We start from the raw sequence: 22,113 nt of genomic DNA, 5'->3' as shown, positions 1-22,113 counted from the left end.
ATCTTTCACATAGGTTATTCTGACAAGATGGGCCCTTTATGACAAGGACGGGCGCTGATCAGGTTTTGTGCAGCTGGACCCGCTTGACGATCTCCGCCACGACCGTCGGATCGGCAACCGTTGAGGTGTCGCCATGGTCCTCGTAATCGCCGGCGGCGATGCGCGTGAGGATCCGGCGCAGGATCTTTCCCGAGCGATTCTTCGGAAGCTGCGGCGCCCATTCAATCCGGTCCGGGGTGGCAATCGGGCCGATGCGCGTGCGCACGACCCGGACGAGATCGCGGCGGAGGTCATCGCTCTCCGCAATGCCCTCTTTGAGCATGACGAAGGCGAAGATGCCCTGTCCCTTGATCTCGTGAGGCATGCCCACCACGGCGGCTTCCGCCACGGACGGATGCGACGCCAGGGCAGACTCGACTTCGACGGTGCCAAGCCGGTGGCCCGAGACGTTGATCACATCGTCCAAACGGCCAGTGATCCAGTAATAGCCGTCCGCATCGCGCCGTGCGCCGTCGCCGGTGAAGTAGTAACCCGGGAACGTGCTGAAATAGGTTTTCAGGAACCGCTCGCGATCACCCAGGATCGTGCGCGCCTGCCCGGGCCATGAATCGGAGAAGCAGAGATTTCCTGTCCCCTCGCCCTCGACGGTGGTCCCGTCACCGTTGAGCAGAGCGGGCCGAACGCCGAAGAACGGCTTCGTCGCCGAGCCCGGCTTCAGGTCCATGGCGCCGGGCAGCGGGCACAGGAGAACGGCGCCGGTCTCCGTCTGCCAGTAGGTATCGATGATCGGGCACCGGCCTCCCCCGACGACCTCGTGATACCAGAGCCAGGCCTCCGGATTGATCGGCTCGCCCACGGATCCCAGGATCCGCAGGGACGACAGGTCGTGCTTGCGCACCGGCCCCTCCCCATCGCGCATCAATGAGCGGATGGCGGTCGGCGCGGTGTAGAAGATGTTGACCTTGTAGGTCTCGATGATCTGCCACCAGCGCGAGACGTCGGGCCAGGTCGGCACGCCCTCGAACAGCACGATGGTGGCGCCGTTCGCCAGCGGCCCGTAGATCAGGTAGGTATGGGCCGTCACCCAGCCCACATCCGCCGTGCAGAAGTGGATGTCGCCCGGGTGGTAATCGAACATCGCCCTGAAACTCGCTGCCGCATGGACGAGGTAGCCCCCGGTGGTGTGCAGCATTCCCTTCGGCTTGCCCGTGGAGCCCGAGGTATAGAGCACGAAGAGCGGATCCTCGGCGCCGACCTCGAAGGGGTCGCATTCGGCCGGGACTTCGGCCAGAGCCTCGTCGTACCAGCGGTCGCGGCCCGCCGTCATGGGAACGCCGCGGCCCGTGCGGCGCACGACGAGCACGTGCTCGACGAAGGGAAGGTTTTCGAGCGCCGAATCCGCGTTCTCCTTGAGCGGGACATGCTTGCCGGCCCTCAGGCCCTCATCCGCCGTGATCAGCACCCGCGAGCGGCAATCCTCGATGCGGCCCGCAAGAGCCTCCGCCGAGAACCCGCTGAAGACCACCGAATGCACCGCGCCGATCCGGGCGCAGGCCAGCATGGCGGCAATGGCCTCCGGCACGACCGGCAGATACACGCTGACGAAATCGCCCTTCCTGACCCCGAGCTTCTTCAGGGCATTGGCAAGGCGCGAGACCTCCTGCTGCAGGCCGCTCCATGTGACCGTCCGGGCGTCGCTGGGCGTGTCGCCTTCCCACAATATCGCGGCATCGTCGCCCCGGGTGCGAGCATGACGGTCGAGACAGTTGAAGGACGCGTTCAGCGTTCCGTCGGCGAACCATTCGATGGTCACGTCATCGGGCGAATAATGCGTGCTTTTCACCCTCGTGAAGGGCTTCACCCAATCCAGGATCTGAGCCTGTTCGCGCCAGAAGTCCTCCGGATCGTCAATGGAGCGTCGGTAGAGATCCTGATAGGCCTGCGCATCCACATGGGCTGTCGATTTCAGGGCGGCAGGAACGGGGAAAACAGGTTGGGTCATGAGCTCTGATCGTTCGCAATAGGCTCGGTCGGAGCCTGCGGTTCAGGGAAAGACATCACTCTTCCATCCCCCAAAGTTGACCTTTATGTCAACCAAATTGTTCTTAATAAAGAACGATGCGGTCAAACAGAAAGGGCGGCCCCAAGGACCGCCCTCCGAATTCCCGGCTGGATCGCTTACTCGATCGATAGGGCCACGAAGCGCACCTCGCCTTGCGCATTCGCCACTAGGAGCAGCGCCGACTTGCGGCCCTGGGCCTTGAGATCATCGATCTTCTTGGTCACATCGGCCGGGTTCGCGACCGGTTCCTGATTGACTTCGACAATGACCTCTCCGGCCTGGATCCGTTTGTCGGAAGCCGACGAGTTCGGGTCGACACGGGTGATGACGACACCCTTCAGATCGTCCTTCAGGCTGAAGCGACGGCGCAACTCGTCCGTCATGCCGGACATGTTGAGGCCGAGTGCCTGACGGGTCGCAGTCGGCGGCTCGGTCGAGGGCTGCTGCAGGCTCGCCTGCTTCTCGGTGTCTTCGAGCCGGCCCAGGGTGACCTGCCTGGTCATCTCCTGTCCCTTGCGGACGATGGCCACATCGACGGCCTTGCCGACCGGGCTCGACGCCACGATGCGCGGCAGGTCGCGGGAATCCTTGACCTCCTTGCCATCGAAGCGAACGATCACGTCACCGACTTCGAGGCCGGCCGGCTTGGCAGGACCTTTCTCGTCGATGCCGGCGATCAGGGCGCCGCGCGCCGTACCAAGGCTCAGGGCTTCGGCAGTCGCATCATCCACATTCTGGATGCGCACCCCGAGCCACCCGCGCCGGGTCTCGCCGAACTGACGCAGCTGGTCGATGATCGGCACGGCCGTGGAAGCGGGAACCGCAAAGCCGATGCCAACCGAGCCGCCTGTGGGCGAGAGAATGGCCGTGTTGATGCCGATGACCTCGCCGTTCATGTTGAAGAGCGGACCGCCGGAATTGCCCTTGTTGATGGAGGCGTCGGTCTGGATGTAGTTGTCGTAGGGGCCGGATTCGATGTTTCGGCCGCGGGCCGACACGATGCCTGCGGTCACGGAACCGCCGAGGCCGAAGGGGTTGCCGATGGCCATCACCCAGTCGCCCGGACGGATGGAATCGGAATCGCCGAACTTGACTGCCTTGAGCGGCTTGTCCGTCTTCACCTTCAGCACGGCCAGGTCCACCTTGGAGTCCTTGCCGACAATCTCGGCCTTCAGGCGAGTGCCGTCAGGGAAGATCACGCTGATGTCGTTGGCATCGCCGATCACGTGATTGTTCGTCACCACGATCCCCGACGGATCAATCACGAAACCGGAGCCGAGAGAGTTCGAGCTGCGCGGCCGCGAGGGGCTGTTCTCGCCGTTGCCGCCTTGACCGCGACGATTGAAGAACTCTTCGAAGAGATCCTCGAACGGGGTTCCCGGCGGCAGCTGCGGCAGGGTCCGGTTGCGGGTTTCGACCGTGGTCGAGGCCGAAATGTTCACCACGGCGCCTGTGACCTCGTCGGCCAGATCGGCGAAGGATTCGGGCGCCGAACGGGCATAGACCGGCAGCGGCATAGCGGCCGTTGCAACAATGGCGAAGACCGCGAAGCAGGACGCGGCCAGCCGGCGCAGGGGACGCTGGGGCAGTGCCGTCTTGGAAGGCGCCAGCGCATTCGTGGCTGTGTTCATCGAAAACCCTCTCTCGGAGAATAGGCATATAGATTGGTACTCGGCCCCGCCATTCAAGCGGATATTGCGGCGGAAGCTGGACCGCGCCCTGGCGTGCCGCGCCGAAAATCCGGTCCGGGGCTCTAGCCGAACTGCCGCACCAGCCAGATCACTCCGAGGCCGATGACGGCAGAGATGATGCCGACGATCCGCATTTGATCGCTCGGGCTGTGGGCCGCCTCGTACATGGCCCGGCGCATACCGTCCGGGAAGGCCGCAAACAGGATGCCCTCGACCGCAAGAGCGAGGCCGAGGGCTGCAATCAAGTCCAACATCAGGGCCTTATTGGGCTGGAGCCGGCTGAGCCGGCGCTGGAGTGGGCTGGGTGGCACCTCCGCGGCCCCGTTGACCCGTGGGGTCGTTGAAATAGCGGAAGAAGTCGGAATCCGGACTCAACACGAGGCGGGTCTCCCCTCCCTTGAGGCCTGCTTCATAAGCCTGCATCGAGCGATAGAAGGAGAAGAACTCCGGATCCTGCCCGAAAGCCTCTGCCAGGATGCGGTTTCGGTTTGCGTCGCCCTCACCGCGCAGTTTCTCGGCCTGCTGATTGGCCTCGGCTCGGATAATCGTAGCCTCGCGTTCGGCCTTGGCACGGATGGTCTGTGCCTGCTGCTGACCGTTGGCACGAAGATCCGCCGCCTCGCGCTCACGCTCGGTGCGCATGCGCTGGTAGACGGCCTGACTATTGGCCGCAGGCAGGTCGACGCGGGTGAGGCGCACGTCGATCATCTCGATGCCCAGGCTTGCCGCCTGCCGGTTCACGTCAACCTGGATGCGGTTCATCAGATCTGCGCGCTCGGTCCGGACGATCGCATCGCGCGAGGCGCTTGCCAGGATGTTGCGCATGGCCGAGTTCGTGAAGCTCTGCAGGCGCTGGTTGGCCAGAGCGATATTGCCGACGGCCTGATAGAACCGCAGCGGATCGATGATGCGATAGCGCGTGAAGGCATCGACCTCCAGGTTCTGCCGGTCTGCCGACAGAAGGGTCTGAACCGGCAGATCGAGATCGAGCACGCGCTTCTCGAAATAGGTCACGGTGTCGACCAGCGGCAGCTTGAACTTCAGCCCTGGCTCCGAGATGGCGGATTGCACTGCGCCGAAGCGCAGCACCAGCGCATACTGGGTCTGCTGCACGATGAAGATCGAGCTGTAGAGAACGATGGCGGCCAGAGCCAGAGCAATCAGGATCACCGTGCGAAGAGTCGAACCGTTCATCGCGTGGCTCCCTGCGGGTTGGCGGCATTGCCCTGCGGCTGCGGGCGCTGGGGTTGCTGAGTGAGAGGCAGGAAGGGCACGACGCCCTGGCCGTTCTGGTCAACGATGATCTTGTCGACACCGCCGTAGACGCGTTCCATCGTCTCGAGGAAGATGCGCTCGCGGCTCACATCCGGTGCCTTGCGGTATTCCTCATAGACCTGGCTGAAACGGGCCGCCTGACCGGTCGCATCGGCGACCGACTGCTCCCGGTAGGCCTCCGCCTGCTGCACCGTGCGGGCAGCCTCGCCTCGGGCTTCGGGAACGACGCGGCTGGCGAAGGCGCCGGCCTCGTTCTGGACACGCACCGCATCCTGCTGGGCGGCGTTCACATCGAAGAAGGCTTGCCGGACCTCAGAGGGAGGTTGGACGGCCTGGAGCTGGACCACATTGATCAGGACGCCGGCGCCATAGGCATCCAGGGCCTCCTGCATGATCTGGCGCACTTCCTGGGCGACGCTGGCCTGCTCGGTGGTCAGAATGGCCTGGATGTTGCGCCGGCCGATGACCTCGCGCATGGCGCTTTCGGCCACCGACTTGATGGTGCCGTCGGGGTTCTGGAGATTGAAGACGTAATCCTGGGGACGGGCGGGATTGATCTGCCAGACCGCATCGAAATCGATGTCGACGATGTTCTCGTCGGCGGTCAGCATCAGGCTTTCCTCGATCACGTCGCGGGCGCGACCCTGGCCGGTCGGCGTGGAGCGGTAGCCGACCTCGACCCGCTGCTGGGCGGTGACGTTGGGCTTCATCACCCGGCCGATCGGATACGGCAGGTTGTAGCGCAGGCCCTCGCCCGACGTTCCCGTATAGCGGCCGAAAATCAAGTTGATGCCGACCTCGTTGGGCCGCACCGTATAGAAGCCGGTGAGAAGCCAGACGGCGATCACGCCCAGAACCAGGATGATCAGGCCCCTGCCCCCCATGGAGCCGCCGGGAATGAAATCTTTCAGGCGATCCTGGCTGCGGCGCAGGATATCTTCAAGGTCGGGGGGAGATCCGTTCCCCTGCGAGCCGCCGGAACCCCATGGGCTCTTGCCGCCTCCCGATCCGCCACGTTGACCCCACGGGCCACCGCCGCCGCTTTGGTTACTCCAAGGCATAGGACGCCTTTCCTCACTCTTTAAAGACCGGCTGGACAGCCGCTGAGATTCCAAGACGGTTGTGGGTGTTGCCTATTCCGCCTGTCAAGCCTGCGAATTGGGGATTGCAGAGGCCTTCGTCAACCTTGGACAGGGTCAGCGGCGCCTTTCAAGATCAATAAAGGTAAACGGATGCTCGTCGTCGGGACTCTTCGGATGATCTTCCCGCCTCGTCTCGCGGAACTGTGACCGGTCGAAATCCGGGAAGACGGCATCGCCCTCCGGCGCAGCCTGAACCTTTGTCAGGAATATGCTCTGCACCTGCGGCAGCGCCAGGGCGTAGATCTCCGCCCCCCCGGCAACGGCGGCGGAACCGGCCCCCATTTTGGCTGCGAGCTCCGCTCCCTTGGCGACCGCCGCCTCCCAGGTATGGACCACGTGCACGCCCTCGGCGGAGAAACCGGCATCGCGGGTCAGCACGATCGTCTCGCGGCCTGGCAGGGGCTTACCGATGGACTGGAAGGTCTTACGCCCCATGATCATCGGCTTGCCCATGGTGAGCCTGCGAAAGCGTCCGAGATCAGTCTTGATGCGCCAGAGGAGTTGGTTGTCCCGCCCGATGACGCCGTTCTCGGCGACCGCCACGACGAGGATGAGAGGGATGGTCATGGCTCCTCCGCCAGTTGTCTTAAAGCGTCGCCCGTCATGCGCTGCACGGTCCATTCCTCCATCGGAACGGCGCCGATGGAGCGGTAGACCCGCAGGGCCGGTTCGTTCCAGTCGAGCACCCACCATTCGAGACGAGGCAAGCCCTCATCGACGCAGCGGCGGGCGAGATGCCGCAGCAGCGCCTTGCCGATTCCCTTGGAGCGGAAGGTGGGCCTGACGAAGAGGTCTTCCAGGTAGATCCCGTGGCGCCCGCGGAAGGTCGAGAAATTATAGAACCAGAGGGCGAAGCCGACAGGTTGGCCCTCCCATTCGGCAATATCCGCGAAGACCCGCGGATTGGCGCCGAAAAGGGCCCGGGCAATATCGGTCTCGGTCGCATCGACCTCATGCGCCAGCCGCTCATATTCGGCGAGCTCGCGAATGAAACTGAAGATAACCGGAGCATCCCCTGCTTCGGCTTTGCGGATTACAGGACTCATACGGCCGTTGTGTCGAAAGTCACCGTTGCTGTCGAGCTTATTCGGATTCGTCTTCAACCTGTACCCGCCGCGGAGAGCCCCATTCCTCCAAAATGGCATTCATGTCATCCAGCACGTAGAAGCGGGCGCTTTCCACGTCGTAGCCCTCATCCAGAAGTTCGTCGTAATCCGTCAGCCTATGCCGGATGTAGGCGGTCAGAGACAGCCAGGCGGCCGTCTCGGGTGAAGCGCCGTGCAGGCCCCGGCTGCCCATGGCGTGATCGGCCACGGCCTCGAATTCATGCCGTGGAATGCGCGGGGCAAGAATGCGGACCGCGCTTTCGATAGCCTGGCGCCTGCTCATGTCACCTTAGACTGCGACGGGTGCCTTGATGGCCGGGTGCGGATCATAATCCTCGATGGCGATGTCGTCGTAGGTGAAATCGAAGAGCGAGCGCACCGCGGGATTGAGCCGCAGTTTCGGAAGGTGCCTCGGCTCGCGCGAGAGCTGGAGGCGCGCCTGCTCCAGGTGGTTCAGGTAGAGATGCGCATCCCCGAAGGAGTGGACGAAATCGCCCGGCTGCAGGCCCGCGGCCTGCGCCATCATGTGCGTGAGCAGCGCATAGGACGCGATGTTGAAGGGAACGCCGAGGAACACGTCCGCCGAGCGCTGGTAGAGCTGGCAGGAGAGCCGCCCTTCCGCGACATAGAACTGGAACAGGCAATGGCAGGGTGCGAGCGCCATCCTGTCGAGTTCCGCCGGGTTCCAGGCGGAGACGATCAGGCGGCGGCTGTCGGGGTTGCGGCGGATCTCGTCGAGCACCCAGCGGATCTGATCGACGCTGCCGCCATCGGGCTTCGCCCAGGAGCGCCATTGCTTGCCGTAGACGGGGCCGAGGTCGCCGTTCTCGTCGGCCCACTCGTCCCAGATGGAAACGCCGTTCTCCTTGAGGTAGCGGATATTGGTATCGCCCTTCAGGAACCACAGCAGCTCATGGATGATCGACCTCAGGTGCAGCTTCTTCGTGGTGACGAGCGGAAAGCCCTGGCTGAGATCGAAGCGCATCTGATGGCCGAAGACGGAAATCGTCCCGGTTCCGGTCCGGTCGTCCTTGCGGACGCCCTCGTCCATGATGCGGCGAATGAGATCGAGATAGGCTTGCATACTGTGCTCCTGGCTCGATCATAGGGCAAGGAGGCTGCTCGTCCGAGTCGGATTTTATCCCGTTGGACATATCATAGTGGATTACGAACTCGCGCCTTTCCGACTACATTGCCTGACCGCTTTTGGCGGTGCAGAGTATGTGATGAGGAAGGTCAGAGTTTGGACCTCTGACCCCGTAAGGTTTGGTGCCTCACACCCTCGTTCATGTACAGCCGTCAGTTTTGGAAGCTGATGGCTTGGGCCAGATCGTAGGATTGGACCCCTATGATCATCCCGCAGCAGGACTCAGAGAGACAGGATGTGGCCGGCAAGCTAATCACCCTGTCTCTGTTCTGCTGGGTTCATAATAAGGCAGCATCCCGGCCCTTCCGAGTCACTTTTAAACCTCGTCCGGGTTATCCCCGCTCTTTCAAAATCCGTCCGTGCCGCCTATATTGGATCTGCCGGTCTCGCGACCGGCTATGGCGATAAACGGCTATCGGAATAAACCCATCGGACCCGGGGGCGGTACCCGGCGCCTCCACCAAAGCTCAGGCCAGACCTGGGTTTCGGCGGGGGCGAAATAGGATCGACGAGGGCGTAAAGGATAGACTTTCGCTCGGCATGGTTCCGCCGTTATCGGGCCGAATCTATAGTTGCCAACGACAACTATGCTCCGGTTGCAGTGGCTGCGTAAGCGGTCCCTAAAGCCGACTCAAAGCCCTTGCGGTTAGCACCGTAAGGCGGGGTCCGGAGGCACCTGGCAACAGAAGCCTCCACTTTTGTTTCTGCAAGGGCTCGCGCATGGCCGTTAAAGACCTGATCCGCTACGATCTTCTGGTGCAGGACGCGCTCAAAGGCGTCGTGCGCAAAGTATTGATCGACGCCAAGGATGGGCTTCCGGGCGAGCACCACTTCTACATCTCCTTCCAGACGGATTTTCCCGGCGTTCGCCTTTCGAACCGCCTGCGCGAAAAATATCCTCAGGAGATGACGATCGTCCTCCAGCACCAGTTCTGGGACCTGAACGTCACCGAACACACCTTCGAGGTCGGGCTGTCGTTCTCCGGCATCCCGGAGCGGCTGCTCATCCCCTTCGATGCGCTCACCGGCTTCTTCGATCCCTCCGTCCAGTTCGGGCTCAAGTTCGACAGCCAGGACGAGGAGGAAGAGGACGAGATCGAAGAGGCTCCGTCGCCGCCGCAGCCCATCCGCGGCAGTTCCTCCGAGCCCGTCGAGCTGAAGCAGCCCCGCAAGCCCCAACCCGGCGCGGACAAGATCCCTGCCCCCGAGAAGGCTCCTGCGGCAAAGGCCGAGATCGATCCTGCAGTCGAGGACGGCTCGAAGGCCGATGCCGCCGAGGGCGCTCCGGGCACCGCCGAGGTCGTCAGCCTCGACGCCTTCCGCAAGAAGAACTAAGCCCTCCCCGCGACCTTCAGGCCATTCCTGACGCCGCTTTCGGGGCGCGTTGCGTGAGACGCATGGGCAATCCGCCCCGCGGCCTCAAGGTGATCCGCTGCACGGGCGCGACCTCGTGCCCTTCCACGAGATCGAGCCGCATCGAGCGCGCGATGGTCGCCAGAACGATCACGGCCTCCTGCAGGGAGAAGCTCGCGCCGATGCAGACCCGGGGCCCGGCGCCGAACGGCAGATAGGCGAAACGGTCGATCCGGCTGCGGTTCTCGGGGAGGAAGCGTTCGGGCCGGAACAGATCCGGCTGGTCCCAGAGCGTCCTGTGACGATGAAGCACATAAGGCGCGATCACCACCATCGAGCCCGCCGGGATCTCCACTTCCCCGATCCGATCGTCGCCGATGGCCGTGCGGCTCATATAGGGCGCCGGCGGATAGAGGCGGATCGCCTCGTCGATGACGGCGCGCGTGTAGACGAGCTGTTCCAGGTGGTGGGGCTCGAGCGGCCCCTCTCCCAGCACCTCATCCACCTCCCGCTCCACGTGAGCACGCACCCGCTCGTCCTGGGACAGCAGATAGAGCGACCAGGAGAGGGCATTGGCCGTGGTCTCGTGCCCCGCCCCGATGAACGTGACGATATTGGTCCGCACCTCGATATCGCTCAAGCCCTTGCCGGTCTCCGGATCCGCCGCTTCCAGCAGCAGGGTCAGCAGGTCGCGGGGCGCCGGCTCGCCGCGGGCGAGCAGCGCTTTCCGCGCATCGATCAACTCGTTGACCGTCTCCTCGAAGAACCGGATCGACGGCCTCGCCCTCAGACGTCCGAGCCGAGGCACCCAATCGGGAAAGCCGAAGATGTCGAGCGGGTCGACCCGCCCCAGGCTGTTGAAGTAGCGGGTGATGGCCCGGCCCAGTGCATCGGGGTCCTTCGGCACCCCTTGCGTGAAGATCGTCCGCTCCAGCACGTCGAGGGTCACCCGGGTCATGTCGAGGGACACATCGACCACGCGACCCTCCGGGCGCCTCCGCCAGCGCCTCACGAGGCGCTCCGCGGCCTCCACCATGGCCGGGAAGAAGCTGCTCACGGTCCGGGGCGTGAAGAGGGGCGCGATGGTGCGGCGCTGCAGCCGCCATTCGTCGCCTTCCGCCGTGACGAGCCCGCGCCCCAAGCCGGGCGCGAGGATCCGGATCTGCAGATCGTCCTTCCGGTAGTTGGCGGCGTTGTCCAGGAGGATATGGCGGATGATTGCAGGGTCGTTCACCACGGTCATGCGGCCTAAGGCCCCCTCGCCGGTGATGATGGGCTCCTGGAAATGCGCCTCCATCCAGGTGTTGAGAGGGTTTTCGCGCACGGCCCTCAGGAACGCCACCATGCCCAGGGGCTCGGTACGGGGCTTGGGATGAGGCGGGTGGAAAGACGCAGCTTCCAGGGTGTCGCTCATGCGAATTTACAAGGCCTCCATGCGCGTTCGCGGTTGCGAGCGCCACCATTTGAGATAAGAACACGCAACTCCATCGAAAGAGGTCAGGATGTCGCCCTCAACCCGCATCGAAACAGATACCTTCGGCCCCGTCGAAGTGGCAGCCGACAAGCTCTGGGGCGCCCAGACGCAGCGTTCGCTCCAGAACTTCCGCATCGGGACGGACCGGATGCCGCTTCCCCTGGTCCATGCGCTGGCTATCGTGAAGCAGGCCTCCGCTCTTGTGAACAAGGATCTCGGCAAGCTGGAGCCGCGCCTGGCCGATGCCATCGCGGCGGCCGCCGCCGATGTGGTGCAGGGCAAGTATGACGATGAGTTTCCGCTCGTGGTCTATCAGACGGGCTCGGGCACGCAGTCCAACATGAACATGAACGAGGTCCTCTCGAACCTCGCCATTGAGCGCCTTGGCGGCGAGCGCGGGAGCAAGAAGCCGGTTCACCCGAACGACCACGTGAACATGGGCCAGTCGTCGAACGACTCGTTCCCCACCGCCATGCACATCGCGGTCGCCCGCGAGGTTCACGACCGGCTCATCCCCGCCCTCAAGCACCTGCACAAGGCCCTGAACGAGAAGGCGGAGGCCTTCAAGGACATCGTGAAGATCGGACGCACGCACCTGCAGGATGCGACCCCGGTGACGCTGGGCCAGGAATTCTCCGGCTATGCCGCCCAGGTGCAGCTCGGCATTGCCCGCATCGAACAGACGCTTCCGGGCATCTACGCCTTGGCCCAGGGCGGCACCGCCGTCGGCACGGGTCTCAACGCCCATCCGGAATTCGCGGATCGCTTCGCCTCGAAGGTGGTGGAGCTGACGGCTCTCCCCTTCACCTCGGCTTCCAACAAGTTCGAGGCTCTCGCGTCCAACGACGCTCTGGTCTACACGCACGGCGCGCTGGCGAGCCTCGCCGCCGGCCTGTTCAAGATCGCCAACGACATCCGCCTGATGGGTTCGGGCCCCCGCTCGGGCATCGGCGAGATCTCGCTGCCCGAGAACGAGCCCGGCTCGTCCATCATGCCCGGCAAGGTCAATCCGACCCAGGCCGAGGCCATGACGATGCTGTGCTGCCAGGTGGCCGGCAACCAGACCACGGTGACCTTCGCGGGCAGCCAGGGCCATTTCGAGCTCAACGTGTTCAAGCCGGTGATCGTCAATGCGGTGCTGCAGTCGATCCGCCTCATCGCGGACGGCGCCATCAGCTTCACCGACAACTGCGTCGTCGGCATCGAGCCGAACAGGGAACGCCTCAACGAGCTTGTGCAGCGCTCCCTGATGCTCGTGACCGCACTCGCTCCCTCCATCGGCTACGACAAGGCGGCAGCCATCGCGAAGTCGGCGCACAAGAACGGCACGACCCTGAAGGAAGAGGCCCTGAAGGCCGGTGTCGCCGAGGATCACTTCCACGCCGTCGTTCGTCCCGAGACGATGCTTCAGCCGGGCGAATGAGATAAAACAGGCGCCATGGCCGAGATCATCAATCTGCGCCAGGCGCGCAAGCAAAAGGCGCGGGCCGAGAAAGAGGCCCGCGCCGACGAGAACCGCATCGCGTTCGGCCGCACCAAGGCCGAGAAGAACCTGACGAAGGCTGAGCAGGATCTGGCGAAGAGCCGCCTCGACTCGCACAAGCGCGACGACGGCGAGAAGCCGTGAATGGGCTTCGGCATCGTCAAGCGCTCCGTCTCCATCGCCGGCCACCGGACGAGCATCTCCCTTGAAGAGCCCTTCTGGGCGTCTCTGCGGGAAATCGCGGAACGGGACAGGATTTCCGTTCAGTCCCTGATCGGGCGCATCGATGCGGAGCGCGGCGAACAGAACCTCTCCTCCGCGATCCGGGTTTTTGTGCTGAGCGATTTGCGCCATCGCCTGAGCACTCCTTCGTCGAGCGACACTTCACCGCTTTGAGTGCAGGCCTGCGTAGTCGTCGATGACATCCTCTCACGTCATCACCGGCCTTGTGCCGGTGATCCCGATGGCATGAAGCACGGGCGCTCTTCCGATCGGGATGGCCGGGACAGGCCCGGCCGTGACGTGGAGGGTGTCGTCCCCTGCGAGCGGAGCGAGGGAAGGCATCCTCAATCGCGCTCAGCGTTATGGATCCCCTTCCCGGTCCTGCGGACCGCCGGGGATGACGCGGCACACGCCTCCCGAGGGCAAGGGGGTGCCTAGCCTCTACCAGCCAGCCCCTACCGCGTCGGCGGAGCCCCAAAGATCGACGGCGGGGGGCCGATGGGAGCCGGGGGGGACAAGGGCGGCACGGAGGTCTGTGATGGCGCCGCCTCGGGCTCTTCCTCGGGCTGGTTCTGGTGCTCCCATTGCAGCCGCTCCGCCTCCCGGCGGGCGCGCTCGGCCTCCGCCCGGGCCCTGGCCTGACGAAGCGCCTCTTCTTCCGCTGCCCTGGCCCTTTGCCGCTCCGCCTCCCGCTGCGCATCGATCTGGCGCTGGCGCTCGGCGGCAGCCCGTTCGAACGCCTCGATCTTTTCCAGCTCGCGCTTGAGCACGATTGCGGCCAGCCCATTGCGGAACGGGCCTGCATCGATCTGACGAACGGGAGCCGTCAGGGAGCCCTGCCAGTTAAGGCCCACCGACGGTGGCGCGCCGACCCATTCGGGAGGCGATGCCTTGGCGGTGAGCGATCCGCGGGCATCGAGCTGCAGGGTCTTCAGATCGTAGGTGATCGACCCCTGCCAATTGGCCGAGCCGCTTTCCGCCACGAAAGGCGACAGGCGCAGCACGCCGCCCACGAGCGCCGCCGAGGTCTTGACCGGCGCAGCGTTAAAGGGCCCCCGTCCGAGCTCGATCCCGAGGAGCGCTTCCGCCTTGCCTTCGGCCAGGGGATCGTTCTCGGCGAGCGCGCGCTTGAGGGCCCTGTCGAACACGGATGGATCGGCTGCGGGCAGACGGAGATTCGTGACCTGCCAGTCGCCGGCGCCACCGAGATTGGCCACGAGCTCGGACAGGCTTGCGCCCGCGGCCCCGAACCGGAGCGGACCGGACAGAACCGCCTCGAAGGGCGAGGCTCCGGTGAGAGCCCACAGGGGGACCTTCTCCAGGGCTCCCTCGCCGACGATGGTCGCCGTTCCTGCCTGCCGGGTGATGGTGGCCGAGCCCGTGATGCGGCCGGAGCCGATGGTGGCGTCGAGGCTGCGGATGGAGATGCCGTCCGATTGCGCTCCGACGACGAAGGAGGCGCGGCTGGCCTGGAGGCCGCGGCCCAGCTCGAGCGACCCGACCCGGAAGGTGACTTGGCCGCCGGTGACGAGGCGTCCGCTCTGGCCGAAGCGAGCCGTGGACCAGATGGCCGTGGCGCTCTGATCCCCCGGCACGTTGAGCGACAGGGCCGCCACCAGCCAGGGCAGGGAGAGCCGCCCGAGGGACACCTCGCCGCCGATCTCCGAACGGGAGACGACAACAAGGCGCGCCTGCACGTTCTCGTTCGAAACCTTGCCGTTGATGTCGAGAAGAGTTGCTCCCCTCTCCCGGCCCAGGGTCACCCGCCCGTTCACGGGCACCGGCGGAGCAACACCGGCACCATCCCCCAGGAGGAGCAGGAACGGCGTGATGTCGGGCGTCGAGACTTCGACCTCGCCGCTATCCACCACATCGTCGGCCTCACTCAGGGCGAAGGGCCGCGTGGTTGCCACTTTCACCCCGGCTATGTCGCCGGCGAGGGTGACATTGAACAATCCGGATCCGACGCGGGTCCCGCGTAGATCGACCCTGGAAGGCCGGTTCAGTCCGGCCATGTTTGCCCGGTTGACCCAGCGCCCCGTATTGTCGGCAGACAGGCCGATCATGAGGCTTTCGGTCCGCCCGTCGAGCGACTCGACCTGACCCTCGAACGGCCCTCCGGCCACACGCCCCTTCGCGGTCGTGCGCAGCCGCAGCTCGGTGGACCCGGGAGCCGGCGCAACCCGCTCCGACGTGACATCGAGGTCGAGTGCGCCCTCGCGCACGAAGTACGGCACGAGCTTCGAAATCCCGCCGATCCACACGCTCCCCAGCAGGTCGACCAGGGGACTGGCGCGCTGGGCGGTGACTTTGCCGGTGATCTGCCCCGAACCGTTGGGAGCGATGCGGCCCCGCACGCGGGCATTGGCGCCGGCGAGATCGACGATATCGAGGGTTTCGACCAGAAGCGCCGGGCCGTCGGACAGGATCCGGGCCGAGATGCGGCCGGTGGGAGGGCTCTTCCCGGCGCTGACCCCGCGCGCATCCAGGATGAAGCCGACATCGAGATTTTCGGTGGCCTGGAAGACGCTCGACACCTGCGGCAGGTCATCGAGGTTCAGGCCCTGGATTGCGACCTGGGCCTCCAGCCTGCCGCGCTCATTGGCCTCCGGCGCGGTGTAGCGGGCGTTCCCGGTCAGGACCGACTCGCCCGTCTTCAGCCTCAGGCGATTGAAGGACAGGACGGGGTTCGAGAAGGCGATTTCCGACGAGGCCTCGACCGGACGCCCATCGAGCACCCTGAGCAGAGGCGAATTGAGGCCAATGCGGGCGAGATAGCGCGCCAGGCGGTCGGATGCGTTGGAGGCCAGCGCCACCTTGCCGTTGATCCCGCCCCTGGTGGTCAGGCCGAGCTGTCCTTCGAGCGCGACCCGCGTCTCGCCGGGGGCGTTGAATTCGATCCGGTCGAGCGTCGCCCGGCCTGTGTCGAGGGACAGGCGCAACGCGGCATTCGACAGGTCCTCCTGGCCCAACCCGATGCTGTCGATCTTCAGGTCGAGATCGATCGGCACTCGGATCAGCGGGAGGGACCATTGCTGCAGCCGGCTTTTGAAGTCCTGTCCGTTTCCGGACAGGATGAAGCTGTCCGCATCGAGCCGGCGGCCTTCGAGCTTCAAGGAGATACGCGGTTCGTTGAGCCCGATCCGGCCTTCGCCGGTCATGCGCAGGCTCGCGCCGCCCTCGCCCGCCTCCACGCTGACCGGGTTGAGCTCGACGGCGCCCGGCACCGTCTTGAACTCGGTCTCGACCGCAATGGGGATCGGGATTCCTGCGGCCGCAATCTGCGCCGGCGGGCCGAAAAGGACCTTGGCCTTGCCGGAGACCTGCGGCGTCGCGGCATCGCCGTTTCCTTCGCTTAAGCCCAGCCTGGCATCGAGATCGAAGCGAGGATAGACATCGCCCCCGCCCGAGAGCTTGACCTGGACGCTCTTATCCTCGGCCAGTTCTCCCGTGACCAAGCGAAAGGGTATGCCGGAGGTCGTTCCCTCCACCCGCCAGGGGCCGATCAGCTTCTGACCCTCGATAGAGACATTCTCGGCGAAGGCCTGGTTCGTGCGGCCCGTGCTCGCGCTCTGCGTGGTGACGAGGAGTTGGGCCACATTCAGGTTTTCGATGGCCCACTCGCGGGCCCGGCCACTGCCCGACACCAGCTCCGGCGGCAGGCGCCATTCGCCGTCGCCCGAAACCGGAATACGGATGTCGGCCCGGCCCACCCGGGTCTCCGTAAAGCGCACCTCTCCCCGGAGCAGCGGTGTCAGGTCGACCTCGGCCCTGACGTAATCGGCGGTCAGAACCGGTGAGTCCGGCGTCTTGCCGCCGAGCCGCAGGCGACCCAGGGTCACCCTCGGTGCGGGCAGAAGACGGATGCTGATGTCGCCCTCCGTCTGGGCCTCCGTGCCGGATGCGCGCGAGATCATCCGGTCGATCGTGTCGCGATGGGCCTCCCAGTTGACTAAGGGAGGCGCCGCGACAGCAACCGCCAGGATCAGGATCACGATGGATGCGATGATCGTCAGGATATCGCGCAAGAGGCTGCCTTTTCTCCGTTACAGGGACACGTCCTTATCCCATGCCGACAAGGACCGGGAGCTTTGTTCCGTGTGTTCCACTGTCAAAGCGCAATGATCTTGCCCGGGTTCATGATGTTGTGGGGATCGATCGCCTGTTTCAAGACGCGCATGAGGCCAAGGGCTGCCGGCCCATGCTCCAGTTCCAGGTACTTCATCTTCTTCTGGCCTACGCCGTGTTCGCCCGTGCAGGTTCCCTCCATGGCGACCGCCCGCCGCACGAGCCGATCCACGAAGGCTTCACAGGCCTCGATTTCCGCCGGATCGTCCGTGTTCACGAGAGGCTGCACGTGGAAATTGCCGTCGCCCACGTGGCCGACGATGGGGGCCACGAGACCGCTGTCCAGAATGTCCTGCTTGGTGGCGTCGACACATTCCGCCAGGCGGGAGATCGGCACGCACACATCGGTCGCCACCGATTGTGCACCGGGGCGCAGCCCCTTGGCCGCCCAATAGGCATCGTGACGGGCCTGCCAGAGGCGCGAGCGCTCCTCGGGCTTCGTGGCCCATTCGAACGGTCCGCCACCGAACTCGGCCGCGATCTCGCCGAAGCGCTCCGCCTGCTCCTGCACTCCGGCCTCGGACCCATGGAATTCCAGGAGCAGCAGCGGGCTCTCCGGCAGGGACAGCTTGGAATGGAGGTTGACCGCCCTCACCTGGACCTCATCGAGCAGTTCGATGCGCGCCACCGGGATGCCGGTCTGGATCGTCATGATCACCGCGTCGCAGGCGGCCTTCACCGTCGGGAACGGGCAGATGCCGGCCGAGATCGCCTCCGGAATGCCGTGGAGCTTCAGGGTGATCTCGGTGACGATGCCCAGCGTTCCCTCCGAGCCGACGAGGAGGCGGGTCAGGTCATAGCCAGCAGCACTTTTCTTGGCGCGGCTCGCCGTCTTCACGATCTCGCCATTGGGCAGCACGGCGGCAAGCGCCAGCACCACGTCCTTCATGGTTCCGTAGCGGACCGCATTGGTGCCGGAGGCGCGCGTCGCCACCATGCCGCCGATCGAGGCGTCAGCACCCGGATCGATGGGGAAGAACAGGCCCTTGTCCCGCAGGTACTCGTTCAGTTCCTTGCGGGTCACGCCCGCCTCGACCACGCAGTCGAGATCCTCGTCATGGACCGCGATAATGCGCTTCATCAGACTCAGGTCGATGGAAACTCCGCCATAGGGCGCATTGACATGTCCTTCCAGAGACGTGCCAGTGCCGTACGGGATGATCGGAACCCCGTGGGTGGCGCAGAGTCTCACGATCTCCGCCACCTCCTCCGTGGTCCGAGGATAGACCACGATGTCCGGCGGCTGGTTCTTCACCCAAGTCAGCGTATGCCCATGCTGCTCGCGCACGGCGGTCGAGGTGGCGACCCTGTCACCGAAACGCCGAGACAGGTCGGACAACAGAGCGGCAATGGAGGCGTCCGTCGCTTTCTGGCGGACAGTTGCGTGAGGGGCAGCCACTTGGGGGGCATTCATGGAGGCTTCAGATCCGGTTGTGATGCTCATTTCACCCATAGCTATCAGAACCGTTGCAAAGGCAACACTCCGGATGAGAAAGATGCCGCATCCCTCATGCAAAGCCTGCGACAACGTGCTAACATTCCTACCCCTACAGGAGAGGGGCAACCGTCTGAGCGGCATCGAGGCACGAGATTGATCATGGAGAAGCGGGTGCCCGTCTTTTTCTTTGCGCCCTTCGTGTCCTCCACGATGCGGGTCGAACCCGCTTGGATCGACTACAACGGCCATATGAACATGGCCTATTACCATGTCCTCTTCGACCGGGCCGTGGAGGAGGGTTTCAGTCTCGTAGGCCTCGGGCACGAGTATCTGGAAAAGCGCAAGGCATCCTTCTTCGCGGCCGAGGTTCACACGGTCTACAAGCGCGAACTGAAGATGCATGACCGGGTGCGTGTCACGCTCCAGCTCATCGATTTCGAGGAGAAACGCATCCACTACTATCTCGAAATCCGCCATGCCACTGAGGGCTGGGTAGCGGCAACGATGGAGGGGCTCTCCCTCCACGTGGAGATGGAAACCCGGAAGGTCTGTCCCTTCCCGGACGATATCGCGGCCAACCTCGCCGTCATGAAGATCACCCATGCCCGGCTGACGAGGCCACAATCCCTGGGCCGGGTGATCGGCATCCCGCACAAGGCCGAGATTCAGGACGCCCTATCGGCCTTGGGGACCCGGCACTAGCAAACTCTTCCCCGCCCGCAACCCGTGCGCGGCACCGGTGGGAGATACCGAGGAGCGAAAAGGCGGTCCCGCTCGATATTCTGCCGGATCCGGTTGCTTTCGCTTCGAATGTCCTGCTCGACGCCCAGAATTCGCTGATCTTGCTGGATCCGCCGATTGATCGCATCCGTATTCCGCTCCGCAGGGCTCGTGCGCGGCAGGCGCGTCTGAGCCTCGGCCGGTACGGCCAGGGGCAAGACAAGGGTTGAGACGATGGCAAGGGCCACCATGAAACGCATGGGACATTCCTCTTCGGGCCTGCCTTACTCATATGGCAAGGCAAGTCTTTTTCGACAATGAGATTGAAGCCCGGAAGTTCGACCCTGCGGCAGGATCGACAGGGATTCGGGCTCGACGCCGTTCGCCTTTTGATCCATGGTCCCGGCGATGAATCAGTCCGACAACCGACCCGAACCGCAGGATAGCCTTGCCCATGAGCCGGCATCCGGCTCCTTGAGCGCCCGCGCCCGTGCGGCGGTTACGCCGCAATCGCCTTACCTGAACGGCTTGAACCCGGAGCAGCGCGCTGCTGTCGAGGCCACCGAGGGCCCGGTTCTCGTGCTGGCGGGGGCCGGCACCGGCAAGACCCGCGTGCTCACCACCCGGATTGCGCACCTGATCGCCACCGGCAAGGCCTACCCGTCCCAGATCCTCTCCGTGACCTTCACCAACAAGGCGGCGCGGGAGATGCGCGAGCGCATCACGTCCGTGATCGGTCCCGTGGCCGAGGGAATGCAGTGGCTCGGCACCTTCCACTCCATCGGCACCAAGATCCTGCGCCGCCATGCGGAACTGGTCGGCCTGCGTTCCGACTTCACGATCCTCGGCACCGACGATCAGCTTCGCCTGATGAAGCAGGTGATCGAAGCTGAGGGCATCGACGAGAAGCGTTGGCCTGCCCGCCAGCTCGCCGCTCATATCGACGGCTGGAAGAACCGGGGCCTGGGACCCGATCAGGTTCCCGCCGGTGAAGCCGGCGCCTTTGCCAATGGCAAGGGCGGACGGCTCTACCGTGCCTATCAGGAACGTCTGAAGGTTCTCAACGCCGTCGATTTCGGCGACCTGCTGCTCGAATGTCTGCGCCTCTGGCGCGAGCATCCCGATATCCTGGAACAGTATCAGAACCGTTTCCGCTACATGCTGGTGGATGAATATCAGGACACCAACGTCGCCCAGTATCTCTGGCTGAGGCTGCTCGCCCAGGCGCGCAAGAACCTGTGCTGCGTCGGCGACGATGACCAGTCGATCTATGGCTGGCGTGGTGCCGAGGTCGACAACATCCTGCGCTTCGAGCACGACTTTCCCGGCGCCACTGTCATCCGTCTGGAGCGCAATTATCGTTCCACCGGGCACATTCTCTCCGCGGCCTCCGGACTCATCGCCAAGAACCAGGGCCGCCTCGGCAAGACCCTGCGCACGGAGGACGAGCCGGGGGAAAAGGTGACGATCACCGGCGCCTGGGATTCCGAGGACGAGGCACGCCTCATCGGCGAGGAGATCGAGGCGCTTCATGCCAAGAAGCACCCGCTCTCCGAGATCGCGATCCTGGTGCGCATCTCCGCCCAGATGCGCGAGATCGAAGACCGGCTCGTGACACTCGGCGTCCCCTATCGCGTCATCGGCGGCCCGCGCTTCTACGAACGCGCGGAAATCCGCGACGCGCTGGCGTATCTTCGCGTCGTCAACCAGCCTGCTGACGATCTCGCCTTCGAGCGGATCGTGAATACACCGAAGCGTGGCTTGGGCGATGCGACGATCCAGGTGCTGCACAACCATGCCCGCGCTGCCCGCGTGCCGCTGATGGAGGCTGCTCGCTTCATCGTCGAGACCGACGAACTGAAGCCAAAACCCCGCGCCACACTGCGCGATCTTCTGATCTCCTTTGGCCGATGGTCGAAGCTGTCCGAGACGATGACGCAGTCCGAGGTCGCACAGACGGTGCTGGAGGAATCCGGCTATACCGACATGTGGCAGAAGGACAAATCGGCAGATGCGGCGGGGCGCCTGGAAAACCTCAAGGAACTCGTGCGCTCCATGGAGGAGTTCCCGGACCTGCAGAGCTTCCTCGAGCACGTCTCCCTGGTCATGGAAGCCAACGAGAGTGACACCACCGAGCGCGTGAGCCTGATGACGCTTCACGCGGCCAAAGGCCTGGAATTCGACACGGTGTTCCTGCCCGGCTGGGAAGAAGGCCTTTTCCCGAACCAGCGTGCCCTCGACGAGAGCGGCCGCGCAGGACTGGAAGAGGAACGCCGCCTCGCCCATGTGGGCCTCACCCGTGCCCGGCGTCGCGCCAAGATCTACTTCGCCTCCAACCGGCGGATCCACGGCCTGTGGAACTCGACCGTGCCAAGCCGCTTCGTCGACGATCTGCCGGAGACGAACGTGGAGATCGTGGAGGCCCCCGCGAACTTCTCCTATGGGGGATACGGCGGCGGCTCGCGCTTCGATCGCATGCAGCCCTTCAGCGGCTCGTCCTATCAGACGCCAGGCTGGCAGCGCGCCCAGGCCCACCGCGCCTCGGCCGACGATGGCGGCTATTCCGCCCGCAGGTCCGGCGAAAGGCGCGGGCCGACGCTGATCGAAGGAGAACTGGTCGCCAAATCCACCGGCGGCTCGGGCTTTGCGGTGGGCGGACGCGTCCTGCACACCAAGTTCGGCCCCGGCACCATCGAAGCCGTCGACGGCAACAAGCTCACTGTCGAGTTCGACAAGGCTGGGCGGAAGATGGTGCTCGACAGCTTCGTCGAGGCGTTGGGCTAGAGGACCATTCCTTCGTCATCGCCGCCTTGTGCCGGTGATCTCGATCCGAGATGCATGATCTCGTGAAGTGAGATGGCCGGGACAAGCC

19 protein-coding genes and 1 other RNA gene are annotated in these 22,113 nt (G+C 64.6%); 7 read left to right on the top strand and 13 right to left on the bottom strand.

Annotation, left to right across the window (positions count from 1 at the left end; translation table 11 throughout):
* Nucleotides 1-58: 58 nt before the first annotated feature.
* From acs to KHP60_RS01170, 9 genes are all read right to left on the bottom strand, one after another.
* Entirely contained in the window at nucleotides 59-2,002 is a 1,944-nt protein-coding gene (gene acs / locus KHP60_RS01210) for an acetate--CoA ligase (protein WP_213561706.1), read from the bottom strand.
* A 176-nt stretch (nucleotides 2,003-2,178) separates the two neighbouring features.
* On the bottom strand, nucleotides 2,179-3,693 hold the full coding sequence (locus KHP60_RS01205; protein WP_213561705.1) for a DegQ family serine endoprotease: 1,515 nt from the start codon (nucleotides 3,691-3,693) through the stop codon (nucleotides 2,179-2,181).
* 122 nt (nucleotides 3,694-3,815) lie between these two features.
* The gene (locus KHP60_RS01200) at nucleotides 3,816-4,007 is read right to left on the bottom strand and encodes a DUF2065 domain-containing protein (protein WP_213561704.1); all 192 of its coding nucleotides are present in this window, start codon (nucleotides 4,005-4,007) and stop codon (nucleotides 3,816-3,818) included.
* 7 nt (nucleotides 4,008-4,014) lie between these two features.
* A complete protein-coding gene (gene hflC, locus KHP60_RS01195; RefSeq protein WP_213561703.1) occupies nucleotides 4,015-4,947 on the bottom strand; it encodes a protease modulator HflC in 933 nt (310 codons plus the stop codon).
* Complete coding sequence (gene hflK / locus KHP60_RS01190; RefSeq protein WP_213561702.1) at nucleotides 4,944-6,089, bottom strand: FtsH protease activity modulator HflK; 1,146 nt, start codon at nucleotides 6,087-6,089, stop codon at nucleotides 4,944-4,946. Before hflK ends, hflC begins: the two co-directional genes overlap by 4 nt.
* 135 nt (nucleotides 6,090-6,224) lie before the next feature.
* Nucleotides 6,225-6,737 (bottom strand): dihydrofolate reductase, encoded by a 513-nt coding sequence (locus tag KHP60_RS01185; protein ID WP_213561701.1) that lies wholly within the window; start codon nucleotides 6,735-6,737, stop codon nucleotides 6,225-6,227.
* Entirely contained in the window at nucleotides 6,734-7,216 is a 483-nt protein-coding gene (locus tag KHP60_RS01180) for a GNAT family N-acetyltransferase (RefSeq protein ID WP_213561700.1), read from the bottom strand. Before KHP60_RS01180 ends, KHP60_RS01185 begins: the two co-directional genes overlap by 4 nt.
* A gap of 37 nt (nucleotides 7,217-7,253) precedes the next feature.
* A complete protein-coding gene (locus KHP60_RS01175) occupies nucleotides 7,254-7,559 on the bottom strand; it encodes a DUF2293 domain-containing protein (protein ID WP_213561699.1) in 306 nt (101 codons plus the stop codon).
* Between the two features lie 6 nt (nucleotides 7,560-7,565).
* A complete protein-coding gene (locus tag KHP60_RS01170) occupies nucleotides 7,566-8,360 on the bottom strand; it encodes a thymidylate synthase (protein ID WP_213561698.1) in 795 nt (264 codons plus the stop codon).
* A gap of 403 nt (nucleotides 8,361-8,763) precedes the next feature.
* On the opposite strand from KHP60_RS01170, the gene ssrA reads away from it, so the two are divergent.
* Nucleotides 8,764-9,120: a transfer-messenger RNA gene (ssrA, locus tag KHP60_RS01165) on the top strand.
* 23 nt (nucleotides 9,121-9,143) lie between these two features.
* The gene (locus KHP60_RS01160; protein ID WP_213561697.1) at nucleotides 9,144-9,758 is read left to right on the top strand and encodes an SspB family protein; all 615 of its coding nucleotides are present in this window, start codon (nucleotides 9,144-9,146) and stop codon (nucleotides 9,756-9,758) included.
* Nucleotides 9,759-9,774: 16 nt separating this feature from the next.
* Here KHP60_RS01160 and KHP60_RS01155 read toward each other — a convergent pair whose 3' ends face one another.
* A complete protein-coding gene (locus KHP60_RS01155; RefSeq protein WP_213561696.1) occupies nucleotides 9,775-11,190 on the bottom strand; it encodes a cytochrome P450 in 1,416 nt (471 codons plus the stop codon).
* Between the two features lie 88 nt (nucleotides 11,191-11,278).
* Here KHP60_RS01155 and fumC point away from each other — a divergent pair, with 88 nt between their 5' ends.
* Genes fumC through KHP60_RS01140 form a run of 3 tightly spaced genes read left to right on the top strand, consistent with a single transcriptional unit; the run spans nucleotide 11,279 to nucleotide 13,129 of the window.
* Nucleotides 11,279-12,673, top strand: a complete 1,395-nt coding sequence (gene fumC / locus KHP60_RS01150; protein WP_213561695.1) for a class II fumarate hydratase — start codon at nucleotides 11,279-11,281, stop codon at nucleotides 12,671-12,673.
* A 15-nt stretch (nucleotides 12,674-12,688) separates the two neighbouring features.
* Entirely contained in the window at nucleotides 12,689-12,877 is a 189-nt protein-coding gene (locus KHP60_RS01145) for a DUF4169 family protein (RefSeq protein WP_213561694.1), read from the top strand.
* Nucleotides 12,878-13,129, top strand: a complete 252-nt coding sequence (locus KHP60_RS01140) for a ribbon-helix-helix domain-containing protein (protein ID WP_213561693.1) — start codon at nucleotides 12,878-12,880, stop codon at nucleotides 13,127-13,129.
* Nucleotides 13,130-13,410: 281 nt separating this feature from the next.
* Here the strand turns inward: KHP60_RS01140 and KHP60_RS01135 are convergent, their stop codons facing one another.
* Nucleotides 13,411-16,983, bottom strand: coding sequence for an AsmA family protein (locus KHP60_RS01135; RefSeq protein WP_213561692.1), 3,573 nt, complete (start codon nucleotides 16,981-16,983; stop codon nucleotides 13,411-13,413).
* A gap of 83 nt (nucleotides 16,984-17,066) precedes the next feature.
* The gene (locus tag KHP60_RS01130) at nucleotides 17,067-18,497 is read right to left on the bottom strand and encodes an FAD-binding oxidoreductase (RefSeq protein WP_213561691.1); all 1,431 of its coding nucleotides are present in this window, start codon (nucleotides 18,495-18,497) and stop codon (nucleotides 17,067-17,069) included.
* A 183-nt stretch (nucleotides 18,498-18,680) separates the two neighbouring features.
* Here KHP60_RS01130 and KHP60_RS01125 point away from each other — a divergent pair, with 183 nt between their 5' ends.
* The gene (locus KHP60_RS01125; RefSeq protein ID WP_213561690.1) at nucleotides 18,681-19,223 is read left to right on the top strand and encodes a thioesterase family protein; all 543 of its coding nucleotides are present in this window, start codon (nucleotides 18,681-18,683) and stop codon (nucleotides 19,221-19,223) included.
* Here the strand turns inward: KHP60_RS01125 and KHP60_RS01120 are convergent.
* On the bottom strand, nucleotides 19,220-19,501 hold the full coding sequence (locus tag KHP60_RS01120) for a hypothetical protein (protein WP_213561689.1): 282 nt from the start codon (nucleotides 19,499-19,501) through the stop codon (nucleotides 19,220-19,222). The two genes, KHP60_RS01125 and KHP60_RS01120, sit on opposite strands and share 4 nt — an antisense overlap.
* A gap of 148 nt (nucleotides 19,502-19,649) precedes the next feature.
* On the opposite strand from KHP60_RS01120, the gene KHP60_RS01115 reads away from it, so the two are divergent.
* On the top strand, nucleotides 19,650-22,025 hold the full coding sequence (locus KHP60_RS01115) for an ATP-dependent helicase (protein ID WP_213561688.1): 2,376 nt from the start codon (nucleotides 19,650-19,652) through the stop codon (nucleotides 22,023-22,025).
* Nucleotides 22,026-22,113 lie beyond the last annotated feature (88 nt).

It is taken from the genome of Microvirga sp. 3-52 (genome assembly GCF_018383585.1).
Classification (GTDB): domain Bacteria; phylum Pseudomonadota; class Alphaproteobacteria; order Rhizobiales; family Beijerinckiaceae; genus Microvirga.
This window is presented reverse-complemented; position numbering and strand designations above follow the sequence as displayed.

Excerpts from the sequence above, each read along its gene's own strand:
- acs (WP_213561706.1), bottom strand. The coding sequence starts at position 2,002 with ATGACCCAACCTGTTTTCCCCGTTCCTGCCGCCCTGAAATCGACAGCC.
- KHP60_RS01205 (WP_213561705.1), bottom strand. The coding sequence starts at position 3,693 with ATGAACACAGCCACGAATGCGCTGGCGCCTTCCAAGACGGCACTGCCC.
- KHP60_RS01200 (WP_213561704.1), bottom strand. The coding sequence starts at position 4,007 with ATGTTGGACTTGATTGCAGCCCTCGGCCTCGCTCTTGCGGTCGAGGGC.
- hflC (WP_213561703.1), bottom strand. The coding sequence starts at position 4,947 with ATGAACGGTTCGACTCTTCGCACGGTGATCCTGATTGCTCTGGCTCTG.
- hflK (WP_213561702.1), bottom strand. The coding sequence starts at position 6,089 with ATGCCTTGGAGTAACCAAAGCGGCGGCGGTGGCCCGTGGGGTCAACGT.
- KHP60_RS01185 (WP_213561701.1), bottom strand. The coding sequence starts at position 6,737 with ATGACCATCCCTCTCATCCTCGTCGTGGCGGTCGCCGAGAACGGCGTC.
- KHP60_RS01180 (WP_213561700.1), bottom strand. The coding sequence starts at position 7,216 with ATGAGTCCTGTAATCCGCAAAGCCGAAGCAGGGGATGCTCCGGTTATC.
- KHP60_RS01175 (WP_213561699.1), bottom strand. The coding sequence starts at position 7,559 with ATGAGCAGGCGCCAGGCTATCGAAAGCGCGGTCCGCATTCTTGCCCCG.
- KHP60_RS01170 (WP_213561698.1), bottom strand. The coding sequence starts at position 8,360 with ATGCAAGCCTATCTCGATCTCATTCGCCGCATCATGGACGAGGGCGTC.
- KHP60_RS01160 (WP_213561697.1), top strand. The coding sequence starts at position 9,144 with ATGGCCGTTAAAGACCTGATCCGCTACGATCTTCTGGTGCAGGACGCG.
- KHP60_RS01155 (WP_213561696.1), bottom strand. The coding sequence starts at position 11,190 with ATGAGCGACACCCTGGAAGCTGCGTCTTTCCACCCGCCTCATCCCAAG.
- fumC (WP_213561695.1), top strand. The coding sequence starts at position 11,279 with ATGTCGCCCTCAACCCGCATCGAAACAGATACCTTCGGCCCCGTCGAA.
- KHP60_RS01145 (WP_213561694.1), top strand. The coding sequence starts at position 12,689 with ATGGCCGAGATCATCAATCTGCGCCAGGCGCGCAAGCAAAAGGCGCGG.
- KHP60_RS01140 (WP_213561693.1), top strand. The coding sequence starts at position 12,878 with ATGGGCTTCGGCATCGTCAAGCGCTCCGTCTCCATCGCCGGCCACCGG.
- KHP60_RS01130 (WP_213561691.1), bottom strand. The coding sequence starts at position 18,497 with ATGAATGCCCCCCAAGTGGCTGCCCCTCACGCAACTGTCCGCCAGAAA.
- KHP60_RS01125 (WP_213561690.1), top strand. The coding sequence starts at position 18,681 with ATGGAGAAGCGGGTGCCCGTCTTTTTCTTTGCGCCCTTCGTGTCCTCC.
- KHP60_RS01120 (WP_213561689.1), bottom strand. The coding sequence starts at position 19,501 with ATGCGTTTCATGGTGGCCCTTGCCATCGTCTCAACCCTTGTCTTGCCC.
- KHP60_RS01115 (WP_213561688.1), top strand. The coding sequence starts at position 19,650 with ATGAATCAGTCCGACAACCGACCCGAACCGCAGGATAGCCTTGCCCAT.